Origin of the sequence: Shewanella hafniensis, from assembly GCF_019655335.1 — a bacterium.
Taxonomy (GTDB): domain Bacteria; phylum Pseudomonadota; class Gammaproteobacteria; order Enterobacterales; family Shewanellaceae; genus Shewanella; species Shewanella hafniensis.
The window spans coordinates 50359-66440 of the sequence record NZ_BPFD01000006.1 but is presented as its reverse complement, the minus strand read 5'-3'; the positions used below and the strand labels follow the sequence as shown (position 1 = coordinate 66440).

Here is a 16082-nt window from a genome sequence, read left to right as displayed (position 1 = left end):
TATTTAAAGCGGATATAGATTAGATATTCACGCGCGAATTAATGAGGGAAACCATCATCTTCTTCGTCGTCTTCATCTTCGTCATCCATTTCATCACCGACAAAATAGGTGCCCCAACCGTCATATTCCACTTTCTGTTTTACCGCTAATTGCAGCAGTTGTTCTGCGGCTTTATCCAGTAATTCAACATCTAGCTTGTGGTGCGCGACAGCATCGAAACAGAAAATAATTGAACCATCTTCCAGTTCCATTTCTTCAGCGTCGTTTACCTCAAAACCTAATTTAAAGGCATCTACTGCAGCTTTTTCGAGACGATCGAAATTGGTCGATGAAAAGTGATGCTCAATAACATATTCCGCATCAGGCTCTGAGCCATCGTCAAGCAGGGCTTGCACTATGTCACGATTCTCTGCAAGTTGGGCTTTTAACTGACTTTCAATAGACATGGATTTGTCTCCGTTAAGGTAAATCTGGCTCAAATTGGCATTATACGTCATCACTCGCGAGAGTTTTACCCATAAGTGCTGCCGCCTCTTGATTTATCTCAGCAAATCTCGCCGACATGCTGGCATGAATTTGCGCAGAGAAGTTTTTCACATCGGCTTTATCTAAACCTGCGGTCGGCACAGGTGCCATCATATCGATAATCACCACACCGTTATTCCAGCGATTGAGCTTAATATGGCTTTGGCACGAGGCCAATACCGGCACAACAGGCACTCCCGCCGCAATCGCCGTATGGAAAGCGCCCGCTTTAAAAGGTAACAAACCGCGCCCACGTGAACGTGTCCCTTCAGGGAAAATCCACACAGACAAATTCTTCTGTTTAATTTTTTCCACGGTTTTCGCCATAGTATCAAAAGCACTGTGACGGTTTTTGCGGTCGATCAGAATATTTCCTGACAACCAATAGATTTGACCGAATAATGGCATCCACGCCAAACTCTTTTTGCCCAAACTCACAGTCCCTTTAGGTACCGCAGTCGTGTGAGTGAAAAGATCGAAGTTATTCTGATGATTTGCGAGGAAAATATAGGGGCCATCCTGCACATCTTTATGTCGACGTACAATCACTTTGATCCCAAGGATCGGGGCGACCGATGAGAAGATCTTGGCGAACATATGTACATTGTCGCGGTGGCGAGGTCTTAATAAACACACTAAGCCACCAAAAATAAAGGCAAGCAACAATGACACCGCCAACAGCATTGATCTGACGATTAAAAGCACGATTTACTCCGACTGTAAAAGTGGCGTCAGTATAGCTACCATGGCTTTGGGACTCAATATATTGTTTACATCTGTAAGCTGACTTGCTAACAAGCAAGCAAAAAAGCCCATCGATATACTGAAAATCCAGTGTATCTATGGGCTTTTATATCAATATTTATCTAAGCGTGGTGCTTTGGCAGGATTTCAGATCCCGTTGTCTGAGGCGCAACTTTAGCTAACACTAAACGGATCACTAAGGCGCTCACGGCCAAAGTCGCGACAATCGCCGCACCGCTGGGCAGATCTAAGGTTGCCGACAGGACTAATCCTAGAACATAACCCAACAAACCGACGAGGTAAGCGTAAAACAACCGACCTTTGCCGCAATACTTGTTCAGCGCGAGAGCGGGCAATATCAAGGTACTGAATACCAGATAAACACCTACTAATTCCACCGACAAGGTAATGACCAGCGCAAATAGCAGATAAAACCCTGCACCATCCAATATCTGGGGACGCAGGAATATCGCCAATAACACCAGCGAATATACTACTGCCGGCAAAATCAGTTGTGACCAACTCACCCACAGGATCTGACCTGACATCAATTGCTTTAACAGCTCGGCGCCGTGTGGGTCGTTCGCCAGCAGCAACATAGCCGCTACCGCAGACAACACATAAAAGCAGCCGATCATTGCCTCCAACTCACCCGCCATCCGCTTAGATAACCAAGCGATAAACCCTGCGCCCGCGAGGGCAAACAGCGCTGGCATCCACACATTAGCAAACGGCATGTCTTCTAATCTGTGGTCCATGTGAGCGACAATCGCGCCTAAGGCGGCAACTTGCGCTATCGCTAAATCGATAAAGATAATGCCACGCTTAAGTACTTGTCTTCCAAGTACAATATGCGTCGACAACACTAAGATCCCCGCCGCCAATGCAGGCAACAGAATCGACATCAGTTCAAGATCAAACATAGGTTTATTTCACTCCATTTAAGAGGGAAATCACGCTGTCATAAAGGCTAAATAAATCTTGGCTCTTATCGTTACCACCCACAGACATAGGCAGCATTACCACGGGCAAGTTCGCTTTCTCACCCAGCCATTTTGCACCGCGCTCGTCCTGATAAGAGGCCACGACCACCGCCAGAATATCCCCTTGCTCGGCGCGCGTCAGCAGGCTCGCTAAGTGGCCGCTCGTTGGAGCTAAACCCGGTTTAGGCTCTAAATCCGCCACTTGCTCGATACCAATCCAATTGAATAAGTATCTGAAGCTTGAGTGGTAAGCAATCACTTTTTTACCTTGTAATCCCTTAGCTTGCGCTTCCCAACGCGGGACAGCAGCTTGCCAGCGAGTGGTAAAATCTGCCAGTGATTTTTGATAGTCAGCCGCACCAGCAGGATCTAACTGAGTCAGCTTCGCACTCAATGCCGTGGCGACTTTTAACAGTCGCGTCGGGTCAAAATGAATATGTGGATTGCCTTGAACATGCACATCACCCATGCTGCGATCGACACTGGCCAGCTTATCTAAGGTCTCGATTTGATCGGCGGCGAAAAATAAGCCGTGATCGGTCGAGCGCACTTTTGCGTTTGCCGACTTCATCTGCAGCATAGGCAACCAACCCACCTCAAGATCGGCACCGGCGCAGACCACAAGATCCGCCTGACGCATTTTGGCGATCAAACTCGGACGTGCCTGCACTTGATGCGGGTCCTGTAATGCCGTTGTTGCCGAATAGATGCTCGCCGTTGGAGCAAGCTCCTTGGTCAATGCCGCGTATTCAGGTTCACAGGCAAACACGTTTAATTCGGCGTGGGCCAAACCGGTATAAGTGACAGATAAGGCCACTGCGGCCAATTTAGCTAAATTAGAATTGATGCGCACCGTGAGCCCCCAGAGACATAATGTATTGAATAGTGAAGATGTTGTCGTCTTCAATTCCGTCAAAGTTAGTACCCTTTTGATTGGTATACTGGAAACGAACCGTCGAGAAATGGCTAGAATGCCAAGCCAAACTCACCTCAGATTCTTTCAACTTCTGCCCATGGAAATGATCGCCATGGAGCTCTTGCGTATCAGCTTCACCGTAACGCACACCCGCTGACCAGCTCGGCGTGAATTGGTACACACTGCTCAAATACCAACCTTGGTGGTAATCTTGGCTCGGTGCATCCTCAGGATGTAAATCGATAGGAGTAAAATCGCTCACGCGATAGTACTCACCGCTCACAGTGAGATTTTGATATTTGTAGTTACCGTTAGGTGCCCACTTATAAACAAAATCAGCACCATAGGTATTTTTACCTGTGTAAGATGCGGCATGGCTATGACCTTCGTGCTCATCACCATGGGCATGCTCATCACCATGGGCATGCTCATCACCATGGGCATGCTCATCTTCATGCTCCCCTTCTTCATGGGCAGTCACTTGGCCATTTTCGTTGCGCAAGTAACTCAACCCCGCTTGCCATGAGCTGTTATCGCCTATGTCGCCACCGATTTTTGAGTACAAGGTATAAACGCCGACCTTCTTAAACTCACGTTCACCATGCTCATCGGCAGCACGTAAACTGTCACCCTTAAAGGCCTCAACGCCCATAGTCCAATACAAGTCGGTTGGCGCTACGTAGTTGAAACGTATACCGTCATCGAAGTAATGGCCGCCTAAAAATGCGCGGTAAACTACTGGACGGTCGGTGAAAGAATCTGTGTGTAAATGTTGGTTATTGAGGTAACCAATGTCCGATAGGAAACGGCCACCACGGATAGATAATCCCGCTGGCATCGCCATGGTTTGAATGAAGGCTTCTTCAAGATTCAGCTCAGTGTCACCGTCATGCATTTCAACTACTGCGGTGATTTTACCGTAAAACATATCATCGATATTGGCACTCATCGCCAGTTCAGTCTCGCCTAAACCAAAGCCATCTGGACTCTCGGCTAATGGGCGCTCACCCGTTTGATAGTAACCATTTAATACGGCGCTGATCGCTGGGTTCGTGAGGCTCGAATCTTCAGCCAATAAGCTAGGCGATACAAACGCACACGCCAAAGCCACCAAAGAAATTCGGGTATTTAAAACAGTCATGATATCTCCAAAATACAACTAGCACTCGACGACTGATATAAAGTCATCAAGAAATACAATAAGTTAAAATGTTTGAGTTGATTTAGAGCGTGACAGGAGGCGCACGACTGCGATAAACACTGACGTGTTCAGAAATGGAGGGGGGTAAAACAAATTCGACCACATCGAAATGCTGTACGCCTAAATTAAGCGTCAGCGGTTGGGTCAATAGAATCTTGTTGAGCTGGTGCTGATGGAAGCACAGGGTACAGTGGGTCTTAGCCCCATCGTCAAGATGGGTCACACTATGGGCTGAGGCGGCAAAAGACAGCAATATCAAGATGGCCGAAAGCCATATCGAAATCGTGCGTCTAATGTGACGTTTAAGTCTCACTCAGTCGTCCCCATAGTTAAAAAGTTGCATAAGTCTATGTCAGGGCCATAGCAAGTTGCAATAAGGTAATCACTTTGCAAAAGGTTACAAGATATTTGAGGTGGGTAATCTTAGCGACAACTGGCCTCGCCCATTACGGCGAATCCTTGCGGGAATGCTGCTAAAAGAGTGCATTTAAGATTAGCTTAAGTGAGTGTAACTATAGTGTATTTAGTTTTTATGTCAGCGAGCACAGCGGCAAAATTGAGCTCGATATGGCGTCCATTTTCAACCACCAAAAGGCAACTCACATGCTAGCATTTTTTCGTGAAAACTTAGGGATTATCTTAGGGATAGTGATTTTCAGCGTGGTGATATTTGGTGGAATTTACTACGTTGAGCACTCATTAGCGGCCCAAGAACAAGTCGTTCAGTAAGCAAAGGCCCACTCGCGACGGCGATAATTCGCCACAATAAACACCTGCTTCGCTATACCTTGAGCGCCCGCTAAAGGCACTCGACTCATTTGCGCATCAACAAATTGTCTTCTTGTTATCGGTACTTCTGTCTTTGGTCACTATCATCGACGGGTTCCGGCGCTTCAATGGTGATCACTTGGTCCATAAAGTGACTCACAAACAACAACATCAGCGAAAAAATCATCACTGGGATCGCAAAGTGCCGCACTGAGGCATCAAAATAACTGTATCCCGCCGTAAACACACTCAAATAAAAGCCCAATAACTTAAGCTTAGCCAATGTTGGGCTACGGCCTAACCAAGCGGTGCAGTGGGGACAACGCACTTGAGCATCAAAACCTTTGCCTCTTTGCTGGGTGATATCACTGACCTTGATGTACTGATTACAATGGGAACACAACATGAAAACACGATTCCTAAATAGCGATGCGCAAGTTTACCAGATCCCAGCCAGACTACGGCCAGCAAATGCTGATAAAAGGCTAATATTGTCGAAGATACGGGTACCAGCAATAAGCCTAATACACCCCTACTACAAAAAACCTTAGCTCCGAGGCCAATTTCACGCGACGGCGTTTTACAGTCAATCCGGCAGCCACTATCATAGCCAAACATATTTCAACTTAAGACCATTCCTATGCATCGCTACCTCGCTCTAGTGTTTGCCCTATTTATTCCATTGTTAAGCCTTTCATCTCCAACGCAAGCCGAACCTGTCGCGGTAACCGATAACACATCAACCACACCTGTGGCGGTCAAAGCTGAACTGGCTATGTTGCAACAGGCTATCGATACCGATATCCATAAACTAAAACATGCAAAAGGTGAGTTGAAGACGATTGTCGAATATCGCATTCAAAACAAAACCTTACAGTTACGTAATAAGATTAAAGATCTGCTCGAAGCAACACCGATCGACAGTGCTTTTCTGCAGCCATTGATCCAAGGGCAATTGAACTACATCCAACAGATTGATAGCTATATCGATGACAACATTGATAAATTAGAGCAGCAATTAGGCTCAGGTAAAGATGATGCGATTCTGCTCGATATCGCTAAGCGCGAATTAGACAAAGACACCTATTACAAACAACAACTCGAGACACTCAATTGGCTCGAACAAGTTGGCCAAGATATTAGTGAAGCGCAAAAGTCACTGCTGCAAATTTTAATTGCGCGTGCAGATATGCTCGAAAGTTTAGTGACTTACACTCAGCAGCAACTGCAAGCCGCAGTCGATACCGCAACCAGTGCAGGTAAAGACGTTACGTCGGCGCAAACCAGCCACGTGATGATGCTAAAGGAACGCTTAGCCCAAAATAGCCAAAGCTTAAATATCGACATCAACTTACTCGATGCTTTAGGCCAAGATACTGCCGCGCTGAAAAAGACCTTGTTCAGTGTGTCAGGCGATATTACTCAGGATGTGTTGAGCTTTGATGTGGCCTCAAGCTTAATCGAGCAATGGCTGAACACGGCGCAGGAACAAGCGATAAATCATGGCCCTACGGTCGTGTTTAAGTTATTTGTATTCTGCTTGATCTTATTTATCGCGGGTCTCGCGGGTAAGTTAGCCAAACAGATAGTGAAGAATACTGTTAGCAATTCTAAATTGAATTTGAGCAAGTTATTACAAGACTTCTTTACTTCGCTATCAGGCAAAGCCGTCTTTACTATCGGACTCTTGATCGCCCTGTCTCAACTTGGGATCGAACTTGGGCCGCTGCTCGCAGGCTTTGGTATCGCGGGTGTGATTATTGGTTTTGCCTTGCAAGATACTCTGTCGAACTTTGCCTCTGGGATGATGATCTTAATTTATCGTCCCTACGATGTGGGAGACTTGATCAACGCCGCTGGCGTCACAGGTCGAGTGAGCCACATGAGTTTGGTCTCGACCACGATAAAAACCATGGATAACCAACGTCTTATTATTCCTAATAATAAGATTTGGGGCGACACTATTAACAACATCACGGTCGAGCACCAACGCCGGGTGGATATGACATTTGGTATTGGTTACAGCGACAACATAGAACATGCTGAAGCGATTCTCAAATCCATCGTCGAGGCCCATCCTAAAGTACAGCCATTGCCAGAGCCGACGATTAAACTGCATCTGCTAGGAGAATCTTCGGTGGACTTTATCGTGCGCCCATGGGCAAAACCGGAAGATTACTGGGAAGTGTATTGGGACATTACCCGCGAAGTGAAAATGCGCTTTGACGCCGAAGGGATCAGCATTCCGTTCCCGCAGCGCGATGTGCATATCTATCAAACCACGAAATAACCGTTTTAAAACAGCGCTAAAGCGTTAGCACTAAAACAGTATTAGCACATTAACTGAGTCAAAGGGCGTAGCTGTCAGCTCGCCCTTTTCTATCTCAGCACAGTTAGTTTTGTATCTAAGCGTTTGTATTGAATCTAAACGTTTGTATTGAATCTAAACGTTAGCCCAAACCGACTATCTCGCCTTTGGCATCAATATCGATTTTCAAGTATCCCGGTTTCAGCCCAAGTCCTGGCATAGTCATCACATTACCCACTAAGGCGGTAATGAATCCCGCCCCCGCATGTAACACTAACTCTCGCACTGGCACCACAAAATCCTTAGGAACACCCTTTAAGCTAGGATCGTGGCTAATGGATAACGGCGTTTTAGCCATACACAAAGGCAAATGTCCATAGCCAAGCGCGGTCAGTTGCTGCGCCTGTTGTTTCGCCTCGATAGACAGACTCACGCCTTTAGCGCCATAGCCTACTTCGGCTAAGGTGGATAACTTAGCCTCCAATGAGGCTTCATCTGGATATAACAGCTTGAACTGACTTTTAGTTTCAGCGGCGCGAACCACAGTTTGCGCTAAGGCGATAGCGCCCGCTTCCCCTTGGCTGAAGGCATCGCTAATTTCACAGCCAAAGGCAGCGCTCGCATTGACGGCTTCCGTTAGCCATTGCAACTCAGCATCAGAATCAGTGGCGAAACGATTAATAGCCACCACCACAGGAACGCCATAACGCGCCACATTGTTGATATGCCAGTTTAAATTTGCAAAGCCCGCTTCGAGTCGAGCCTTATCAAGGGCATTGCTGTTTGTCGCGCTTATGTTTGGCACATGGATATTTGATACATTGCTATCCGCCTCAGATACCAAGCCACTATTGGCCTTCAGCGCTTTTAAAGTCGTCACCAACACAGCGGCGGCTGGCGCCTGCCCCGATTGACGTACTTTGATATTACAGAACTTTTCAAAGCCCATATCCGAGCCGAAACCGCCTTCAGTCACCACAAAGTCCGCCAACCTGAGGGCAATATCATCGGCAATGATCGAAGAGTTACCGTGGGCAATATTGGCAAAGGGCCCTGAATGAATAAGGCAAGGCGAGCCATTTAAGGTCTGCATTAACGTCGGTTTTATTGCATCGGCCATGATGGCCGTCATCGCGCCAGCCACACCTAAATCGTCGGCGGTAATCACTTGCCCTTGGGTATTTAAGGCCAGCACTAAACGACCGATCCGCGCCCGCAGATCCGCCAAATCATGACTTAAGGCTAAAATCGCCATCAACTCAGAGGCGGCGGTAATATCAAAGCTAGATCCGTACTCTGGGCCGTTATTGTCGCCTAAGCCCACCTGGATTTGCCTAAGGCTGCGATCATTATGATCGACTACTCGATGCCAGCGGATCTCCTTGGGATCGATAGCCAAAAATGCTTGTCCGGATTGCGCTTCAAATTCTGCTTTACCTAAGCGCGCCTCGTGAAATAGCCGCGCCGCAATCGCCGCCGCCCCTAAATTGTGGGCACTGCTGACGGCGTGAATATCGCCCGTGAGATGTAAGTTCATCTCTTGCATGGGCACCACTTGCGCATAACCGCCACCCGCAGCACCGCCTTTCACCCCAAACACAGGTCCCATGCTGGGCTGGCGAATACAAGCACAGGCCTTTTGGCCTATGGCATTTAACGATTGTGTTAAGCCAATGCTCGTCACCGTTTTACCTTCGCCGTGGGGTGTAGGCGTAACTGCGGTGACGATAATCAATTTACCTTTGCGTTGCCCCGCTAAACGCTGCAACACACTAAGCTCCACCTTGGCTTTAGTGTGACCAAATAGCATCATCTCTTCGGGTAACAGGCCTAAGTCGGTGCCCAGTTCGGTGATGTTTTTAAGGCTTGCGCGACTCGAAATATCCATATCTGTCAGCATGCGTCGATTTCTCCCTTTCAGATACGCTTTGGTTTAGTATGAGGGGTTGCTAAGCACAACACTCATTGAATAGGGCGGATATTAGGTGATTGGCTTTAAGATATATAGCCATCGAAAGGGTTAATGAGCGATTCCTTAATCTGCATCAAATATTTTGCCCTGCGCCCTATAAATCAAAAGCACACAGTCCCCAAGAGGAACAGCATGAGCGAGTCCCATTTCACTTTTTCTGAATTTGTTGCTGGTTTCTGGCGAATGGAAAGCTGGGACATGACGCCCATGCAGCGCCTTAGCCTGATTGAGCAATACCTAGAATTAGGCGTGACCACTATGGATCACGCTGATATTTATGGCGAATATCAATGCGAAACCTTGTTTGGCGAGGCATTAGCCTTAAAGCCAGCACTGCGCCAACAGATGCAAATTGTCAGTAAATGCGGTATTAAACCCGCGTTTGCGTGCCGCCCTGAGCGCTACGTCAATCACTACGACACTTCCTGTGAGCATATTATTGCCAGTGTCGAGCATTCCCTTAAACAGCTTAATACCGATTATTTAGATCTGCTGCTGATCCACAGGCCCGATCCCCTAATGGACGCTGATGCGGTCGCCGAGGCATTTAAGAGCCTCAAGCAAGCAGGCAAAGTACAACATTTTGGCGTATCGAACTTCACTAATGCACAGTTTTCCTTGTTGCAATCGCGCTTAGATGCCCCTTTAGTCACCAATCAAGTGGAACTCTCGCCACTGGCGATGAGCACCTTACACGACGGTACGCTCGATCTGTGCCAGCAACGTCGTATTCGGCCTATGGCTTGGTCGTGCTTAGCAGGCGGAAAGATTTTTGAAACCACGAACCCACAGGCGGTTCGCTTGCATCAAACCCTCAAGCTCATCGCCGAGCAAGTGGGAGCCCAAGATATCAGCCAAGTGATTTATGCCTGGGTTCGTATGCTACCAAGCCGACCCGTGCCGCTTATCGGCAGTGGCAATATCGAGCGGATAAAGCGCGCCGTTGCCTCCAATGAGATCCAGCTCGATCGCCAGCAATGGTTCAGTATTTGGCAGGCATCTATGGGTCACAGCGTACCTTAATTTTTACCTCCCAAACGCAACAACCATAAACAACAACGGCGCCAGAAGGCGCCGTTGTTATATGTATTATTGAATGCGACTTAAAACTGCACATCGCCACTTAAATGAGGGCGACGACCTTTGCTGTCACGTAACTCAAATACCATATTATTAGCATTCTGCTCATAGCCAAATCCAACATCGGCAGGCATCAAGAGTGGCAGTTTAAAGGTCACATCCACAGTAAATGGACGATCGCCAATACTTGGCATCAACTCCGCCAAACAACGGGCCTTAGACCACATACCATGGGCGAGCACGCGATCAAAACCAAAACGCTTTGAGAGCACAGGATGCAAGTGGATCAAGTTATAGTCACCAGATGCCTTAGCATAACGACGACCTAAATCTTCACTCAAACTCCAGCTTTGTGGCGTTTCCCACGCCATATCAATGGCTTTAGGTGGACGAACCCGACGTCCAGCGACATCGATACGATATAAATAGGTGGAAAGCGATTCCCAAACGAGTTCTTCACCCACAAACGCCTTAGACACAAATTCAAATTCTAAGCCAGAATCCGTCTCACGGCTCGTCGTCAAGGCGCACTCGAGGGAGAAAGTCTCGTCAACCGTTACAGGGCGATACACTTGAATGCGGTTCTTTAGGTGGATCATCCCAAGCAGCGGGAAAGTGATGCCATCGTGGGTAAAAATCACCGCATGCAGGCGAAATGCCATCACATACAAATAGGTTGGCGGCAGCACTTTACCGTCAAATTGAAAACCACACACCTGCGCATATTGGCTTACTTTAGTTTCAGACACAGTCACATGCGGCGCAGTCACCTTTATATAGGGCAGCGGTTGCTGATCCCAACCCGGCTTACGGCCAAAGAAGATCTTGCGATAAAGAGAAAACAGCGACGGCATCGCGTTCAATTCAACACAATATGCATTATTCAAGTCTGAGTACCTTTTAATTAACTATCCCTTGGCACATAAATGCATTGCCATAAATTACCCCGCACAGACGAGTAACGTCTGCTCAATCAAGTTGATAACGAGTGTAAAACAGGCAGCGCTGCGTCTTAATAAGGGCTGATGCTGACTCACCGAATGGACAACTATACCCAAACAACCTGAAAATGCAGGATTCAGCGGGAATTTAACGCACTTTAGGCAAGGCCCTTTATTGCTCCTGCATAAATGGCATTCACGCCATCCATGGCGATTGCGGTTATTTGCGGACCTAGTGGACTAAGTTCAAAATAACCAACACAGCATAAAGTGCGTTAAAACCCGCCGGGACGGAGCGTCTAGGGCACTTCACTTCCGTGTTGCATCAATTCAAAAGGTGGCCGACATTCTGTCATTGATGCGCCTTGAATTGAAGCACCCTAGGCGCTCTGAAACTCGTATTTTCAGGTCGCTTGGGTATATAGAGTCAGGTTTGTCGAAAACGGCGTGATTATAACCCAGAGGACAGAGTTCTGTGTATCCCTAAGTTTAGTAGGAATAATTACTACAAATAAAATCAATGAATTAAAATATTATGATACAAATTTACCCATCTCGACTCGGCGATAACATCTCCTGAGTGCGAAAAATTTACGTCTGTGCCACACTATCGTTCCACTCTCTTTAACCTAGTTATCACGTGCAAGATAAGAATTTTGATAAGCTCGCGCAAAAATTTGCGAAAAATATTTATGGTACGCCTAAAGGCGACATTCGTGCCGCTGTACTGTGGCGCGACCTCGCACCTGCGCTAGTAAAACTGGGAGATAGAAAACTCAGGGTATTAGATGCGGGCGGTGGTTTTGGTTACTTTAGCCAGAAATTAGCCCGCCTCGGCCACGAAGTGGTGCTGTGCGATATCTCGGCGGAGATGTTGGCGCAAGCGCAAGAGCAGATAGATGCATCGCCTGAACCATTAGCTATCCAGCTAATCCATGCGCCTATTCAAGCTCTGTCGGTCGAGCAACATGGCTATTTCGATATCATATTGTGCCATGCAGTCGTCGAATGGTTAACGGATGCTAAGCCCACGATGGCGGGCCTACTCACTATGCTTAAACCCGCGGGATTATTCTCTTTGATGTTTTACAACAAAGAAGCCATGCGCTTTCATGCCTTAGTGTCGGGCAATTTCGATTACGTCGCCGCAGATTTAAAAGTAAAGAAGAAAGTACGGCTAACGCCCACACACCCACTTTATATTCAAGAGGTTAAAGATTGGTTTAGCGAGTGGCAGATGTCACTCATCTGTCAGTCTGGCGTGCGGGTGATCCACGACTATTTGAAAAAAAGTCAGCCAGTGGACTTCGATTATCAAAAACTGCTGCAAATGGAGCTCGAGTATTCACAACGCGAGCCCTATATTTCGCTGGGTCGATATGTACACTTTTTAGGGCAGAGTCCTACAGGTTAAATGCGCGTCGCTCTAAGCGCAGCGACCTAAACAATTACTGGCAAGTCTGTTTCCAGCAGGCGCTCACTTTGGCGCCTGCTCGTTCTAGCAATTGCACCACACTCTTATCGCCCACCACATGACCCGCACCAACCACCACAAATAATGGTGAAGCCACGTCAGTCGAGCCCATTAATTTTATAATGCCGTCGGCCATCACATGGTTTCGCCGCCAGAGAATTTTCTCTAGCATTTCAGTGTCGTCCTCGCCGCCCATTTGCTCCTGCATTATGTTATCAAGCTCAGTTTCATTACCCGACCGCCAAGCCGTAATTAACGATAAAAGATCGGCATCCGACGTACTAATGGCCTCACGCACCATAGTCCACTGTGCTTGGCTATCAAAGGACGCTAATAACTGAAATTGCGACTCGGCGGTTTCTAATTGATACACAGGTAAAGCCGCATGGCGGGCCATTAGCTGCATATCAACACCATAATCCGTGCTGTAACCTAAGTTGTTATAACGCATTAAGTTAAGTTGCGTGGCTTGCAGCCAAGGCGCGAAGGATTGAATCGACTGACAAACATTGGCCGTGGCAGCGCAATAGGGCGTCATGCTCTCAACCGTTTGTTTATCTCGGCTCTGCCAATCTAAACCTTTGGTTTTATCGGCGCGGCCGTATTGTTGCAGCAAGGCATTGCTATCGGCTTTATTCATATCGACTTCCACGACTAGGCCCTGCGCTTTACTAAGCGCGGTTTCAATTTGAGTGGGTAAAGGATAAAAATCGGCACGTCCAATATGAATCGAGCCCAGCAGATACGCGCTCTTTCCTTGCCATTGCACTTGATAAAATGGCGGCTTATCGGTTTCGGCACTCACCGCTTTGGTGCTCCAACCCGTCAACGCCAGAAAACAGATTGCTGCAATTAATCGCCATTGGCTTGTTGCCATATCCTTTGCCCCTTATAATTCCTGCAAATTTTGCAATGAGACGCTGTTATGCCACATACCAAGGTTATAGAGCAACTGAAAGAGAATCTTCAAATCGCCTATCGCCAAGCCATAGACGCCGACGCTAAGTTAGATGAGCTAAAGAAAGCTGGCCATGGAAACTTCACCAGCATATTTACGGCAGAACAAGGTTTTATCGCTTCGAGTAATCGTTTTCTGCCCTATGTACAAGAGTTGGTCGATGACTTAACTCGTATGGAAGAATATGAGGCGCTCGATGCTAAAGAACTCGAAACCTATGTGCGCCAGCTCGGTGCGTTACTGCAAACATTGCAGGCCTTTAAGACGCAAAGCTAAGCTTGATTAAGAGCTGAAACTCGCCAGTAGTCTTCAGCTCTTTTCATCTGCTATCCATTCAAACCCCAGCATAGCTAACGCTAAGCGCCCTCAAAATTGTCATCATTTTGTCATTTCTAAGTCATAGACTCCGCTCACATAGACGAAAGGGCTGACGTAATGACAAGTTTAGATCTGGCTAAAGAGCTCGATAAAATAATTTCTAAAGCGGCAATCAGTCCCTTATTTCAGCCAATTTTCAATATATTAGAACATAAAATCCACGGTTTTGAAGCCTTGAGCCGCGGCCCTGAACACAGCCCGTTATACTCTCCAGTGCCGCTATTTCAGACCGCCGAGCATGAAGGCAAGTTAAGCGAGTTAGAAACCCTTTGTCGGCGCATTTCACTCGAACAATTTAAGCTGCGTCAGTTCCAAGGCAAGCTGTTTATCAATATCTCGCCCAAGGCGTTGTTAGACCCTGCGCACCCCAAGGGCATGACCTTACAGCTGTTGCAACAACTCGGCATAGCGCCATCGCAGGTGGTGATTGAGCTGTCAGAGCAATATCCCGCCGATGATATCGACTTACTTAAATCTTGCTTGAATCATTATCGCAGCCAAGGTTTTTTAACGGCCATCGATGACTTAGGCGCAGGTTATTCCGGTTTAAGGCTCTGGTCAGAATTGTCGCCCGACTATGTCAAAATTGACCGCCACTTTATCCATGAAATTGATTCGACCCCTGTCAAACAGGAGTTTGTCCGCTCGATTGTGGAGTTATGCCAAAGCTTAACCTGCAAAGTGATAGCAGAAGGGATTGAAACGCAAGAGGAATTAGCCGTACTCAAACAACTGGGTATCGTCTATTGCCAAGGCTATTTGCTAGGGCGTCCAGAAGTGCTCCCCTGCCGCGCGATGAAAGCGACCTTAGTGCCAAACAATACCCAAATTCAACCTAGATACAGCGAATCCGCCGAAAGCCTGTGCACAAATGCCATCACAGTTGCGCCCACACTCAAACTCAAATTTTTAAGTGACACCTTTAGCTCGCAACCCGCACTGCAGGCGGTGGTTGTGGTCGATAATCAGTTACCGCTGGGGATTATCAGCCGCGCAACCTTACTCGAGCTTTTCAGTACGCCCTATGGTCGTGCCTTGCATGAAAATCATGCCGTAAGTGAAGTGATGGACCCGCAGGTTATCCAAATTGAAGCCAACGAACCCTTATCTACAGTGAGCCAATTGCTGACCTCAGAGACGGCCAATACAGTTGCTCAGCAGTTCATTATCCTTCGCCGTGGCAAACTTCTCGGCATAGGCCACACTAAGGATTTACTGCAAAGGATCACAGAGCACAGAATTAAGATGGCCCGCCACGCGAACCCTCTGACAGACTTGCCGGGCAATGTGCCCATTCAAGAGGAATTAAAACGCCTTAAGATCCAAAAGAAACACTTTTATCTGGCCTATTTTGATTTGTGTAACTTTAAGCCCTATAACGATATTTATGGCTTTTGTCGCGGCGATGAAGTGATTTGTGAAGTGGCGAATCTGTTACTGAAGTATAAAAGCGACAATTGTTTTGTCGGCCATGTCGGCGGCGATGACTTTGTGATTATCAGCACCTGTGAACATATGATCAGCCGTTGCCAACGAATCCTTGCGGACTTTGAAACCCATAAGCATTTGTTTTACAGCGCCGAGCATTGGCAAGCCCAAGAGATGCTCGCCGACGATAGACAAGGTGAAGCCTGTTACCATCAGTTGATCAGTCTGTGTGTGGGCATTTTGCCACCAGCACTGACTTTTAATGCCAATGAACACAGCCTGTCGACCTTAAGTGCTAAGGCAAAAAAACAGGCAAAATCCGCGAATAACGGATTTTACCTGTTAGAAAATCACCTTGCTATCGAAACCCAAGCGCTCAGTGCTTGAGTCTTAAGTGACCAATTTA

At 47.3% G+C, this 16082-nt stretch carries 16 protein-coding genes; 6 read left to right on the top strand and 10 right to left on the bottom strand.

Going from position 1 to position 16082, the window contains the following annotated elements; genetic code table 11:
• Nucleotides 1-38: 38 nt before the first annotated feature.
• The 6 genes from rraB to K5Q99_RS03430 all read right to left on the bottom strand — a co-directional run bounded on the left by rraB (nt 39) and on the right by K5Q99_RS03430 (nt 4682).
• Nucleotides 39-446, bottom strand: a complete 408-nt coding sequence (rraB, locus tag K5Q99_RS03455) for a ribonuclease E inhibitor RraB (protein WP_106648222.1) — start codon at nt 444-446, stop codon at nt 39-41.
• A 40-nt stretch (nt 447-486) separates the two neighbouring features.
• The gene (locus K5Q99_RS03450) at nt 487-1230 is read right to left on the bottom strand and encodes a 1-acylglycerol-3-phosphate O-acyltransferase (RefSeq protein WP_012090274.1); all 744 of its coding nucleotides are present in this window, start codon (nt 1228-1230) and stop codon (nt 487-489) included.
• Between the two features lie 161 nt (nt 1231-1391).
• Entirely contained in the window at nt 1392-2192 is an 801-nt protein-coding gene (locus tag K5Q99_RS03445; protein ID WP_106648223.1) for a metal ABC transporter permease, read from the bottom strand.
• A 4-nt stretch (nt 2193-2196) separates the two neighbouring features.
• A complete protein-coding gene (locus tag K5Q99_RS03440) occupies nt 2197-3105 on the bottom strand; it encodes a metal ABC transporter solute-binding protein, Zn/Mn family (RefSeq protein ID WP_220776058.1) in 909 nt (302 codons plus the stop codon).
• Complete coding sequence (locus K5Q99_RS03435; protein ID WP_220776057.1) at nt 3089-4309, bottom strand: hypothetical protein; 1221 nt, start codon at nt 4307-4309, stop codon at nt 3089-3091. Before K5Q99_RS03435 ends, K5Q99_RS03440 begins: the two co-directional genes overlap by 17 nt.
• Nucleotides 4310-4391: 82 nt before the next feature.
• Nucleotides 4392-4682 (bottom strand): ABC-type zinc uptake system zinc chaperone, encoded by a 291-nt coding sequence (locus K5Q99_RS03430; RefSeq protein ID WP_106648225.1) that lies wholly within the window; start codon nt 4680-4682, stop codon nt 4392-4394.
• A 290-nt stretch (nt 4683-4972) separates the two neighbouring features.
• Here K5Q99_RS03430 and K5Q99_RS22695 point away from each other — a divergent pair, with 290 nt between their 5' ends.
• Entirely contained in the window at nt 4973-5098 is a 126-nt protein-coding gene (locus tag K5Q99_RS22695; RefSeq protein ID WP_106651706.1) for a hypothetical protein, read from the top strand.
• A 115-nt stretch (nt 5099-5213) separates the two neighbouring features.
• Here the strand turns inward: K5Q99_RS22695 and K5Q99_RS03425 are convergent, their stop codons facing one another.
• On the bottom strand, nt 5214-5543 hold the full coding sequence (locus K5Q99_RS03425) for a hypothetical protein (protein WP_006084232.1): 330 nt from the start codon (nt 5541-5543) through the stop codon (nt 5214-5216).
• A gap of 234 nt (nt 5544-5777) precedes the next feature.
• Between K5Q99_RS03425 and K5Q99_RS03420 the strand changes: the two genes are divergently transcribed.
• A complete protein-coding gene (locus K5Q99_RS03420) occupies nt 5778-7427 on the top strand; it encodes a mechanosensitive ion channel domain-containing protein (RefSeq protein WP_220776056.1) in 1650 nt (549 codons plus the stop codon).
• Between the two features lie 160 nt (nt 7428-7587).
• Here K5Q99_RS03420 and K5Q99_RS03415 read toward each other — a convergent pair whose 3' ends face one another.
• Nucleotides 7588-9345 carry a formate--tetrahydrofolate ligase gene (locus tag K5Q99_RS03415; protein WP_220776055.1) on the bottom strand — a complete coding sequence of 586 codons (1758 nt, stop codon included), beginning with the start codon at nt 9343-9345 and terminating at the stop codon, nt 7588-7590.
• A 204-nt stretch (nt 9346-9549) separates the two neighbouring features.
• Between K5Q99_RS03415 and K5Q99_RS03410 the strand changes: the two genes are divergently transcribed.
• Nucleotides 9550-10440: an aldo/keto reductase gene (locus K5Q99_RS03410; protein WP_220776054.1), complete on the top strand. Its 891-nt coding sequence runs from the start codon at nt 9550-9552 to the stop codon at nt 10438-10440.
• An 80-nt stretch (nt 10441-10520) separates the two neighbouring features.
• Here the strand turns inward: K5Q99_RS03410 and K5Q99_RS03405 are convergent, their stop codons facing one another.
• Nucleotides 10521-11351, bottom strand: coding sequence for a MaoC/PaaZ C-terminal domain-containing protein (locus tag K5Q99_RS03405; protein WP_106651707.1), 831 nt, complete (start codon nt 11349-11351; stop codon nt 10521-10523).
• Between the two features lie 727 nt (nt 11352-12078).
• Here K5Q99_RS03405 and K5Q99_RS03400 point away from each other — a divergent pair.
• Nucleotides 12079-12852, top strand: coding sequence for a methyltransferase domain-containing protein (locus tag K5Q99_RS03400; protein WP_106648229.1), 774 nt, complete (start codon nt 12079-12081; stop codon nt 12850-12852).
• A 34-nt stretch (nt 12853-12886) separates the two neighbouring features.
• Here the strand turns inward: K5Q99_RS03400 and K5Q99_RS03395 are convergent, their stop codons facing one another.
• The gene (locus tag K5Q99_RS03395) at nt 12887-13789 is read right to left on the bottom strand and encodes a TraB/GumN family protein (protein ID WP_220776053.1); all 903 of its coding nucleotides are present in this window, start codon (nt 13787-13789) and stop codon (nt 12887-12889) included.
• A gap of 48 nt (nt 13790-13837) precedes the next feature.
• Between K5Q99_RS03395 and K5Q99_RS03390 the strand changes: the two genes are divergently transcribed.
• Entirely contained in the window at nt 13838-14146 is a 309-nt protein-coding gene (locus tag K5Q99_RS03390; protein ID WP_106648231.1) for a prephenate dehydrogenase, read from the top strand.
• 159 nt (nt 14147-14305) lie between these two features.
• Entirely contained in the window at nt 14306-16063 is a 1758-nt protein-coding gene (locus K5Q99_RS03385) for a GGDEF domain-containing protein (protein WP_220776052.1), read from the top strand.
• Nucleotides 16064-16082 lie beyond the last annotated feature (19 nt).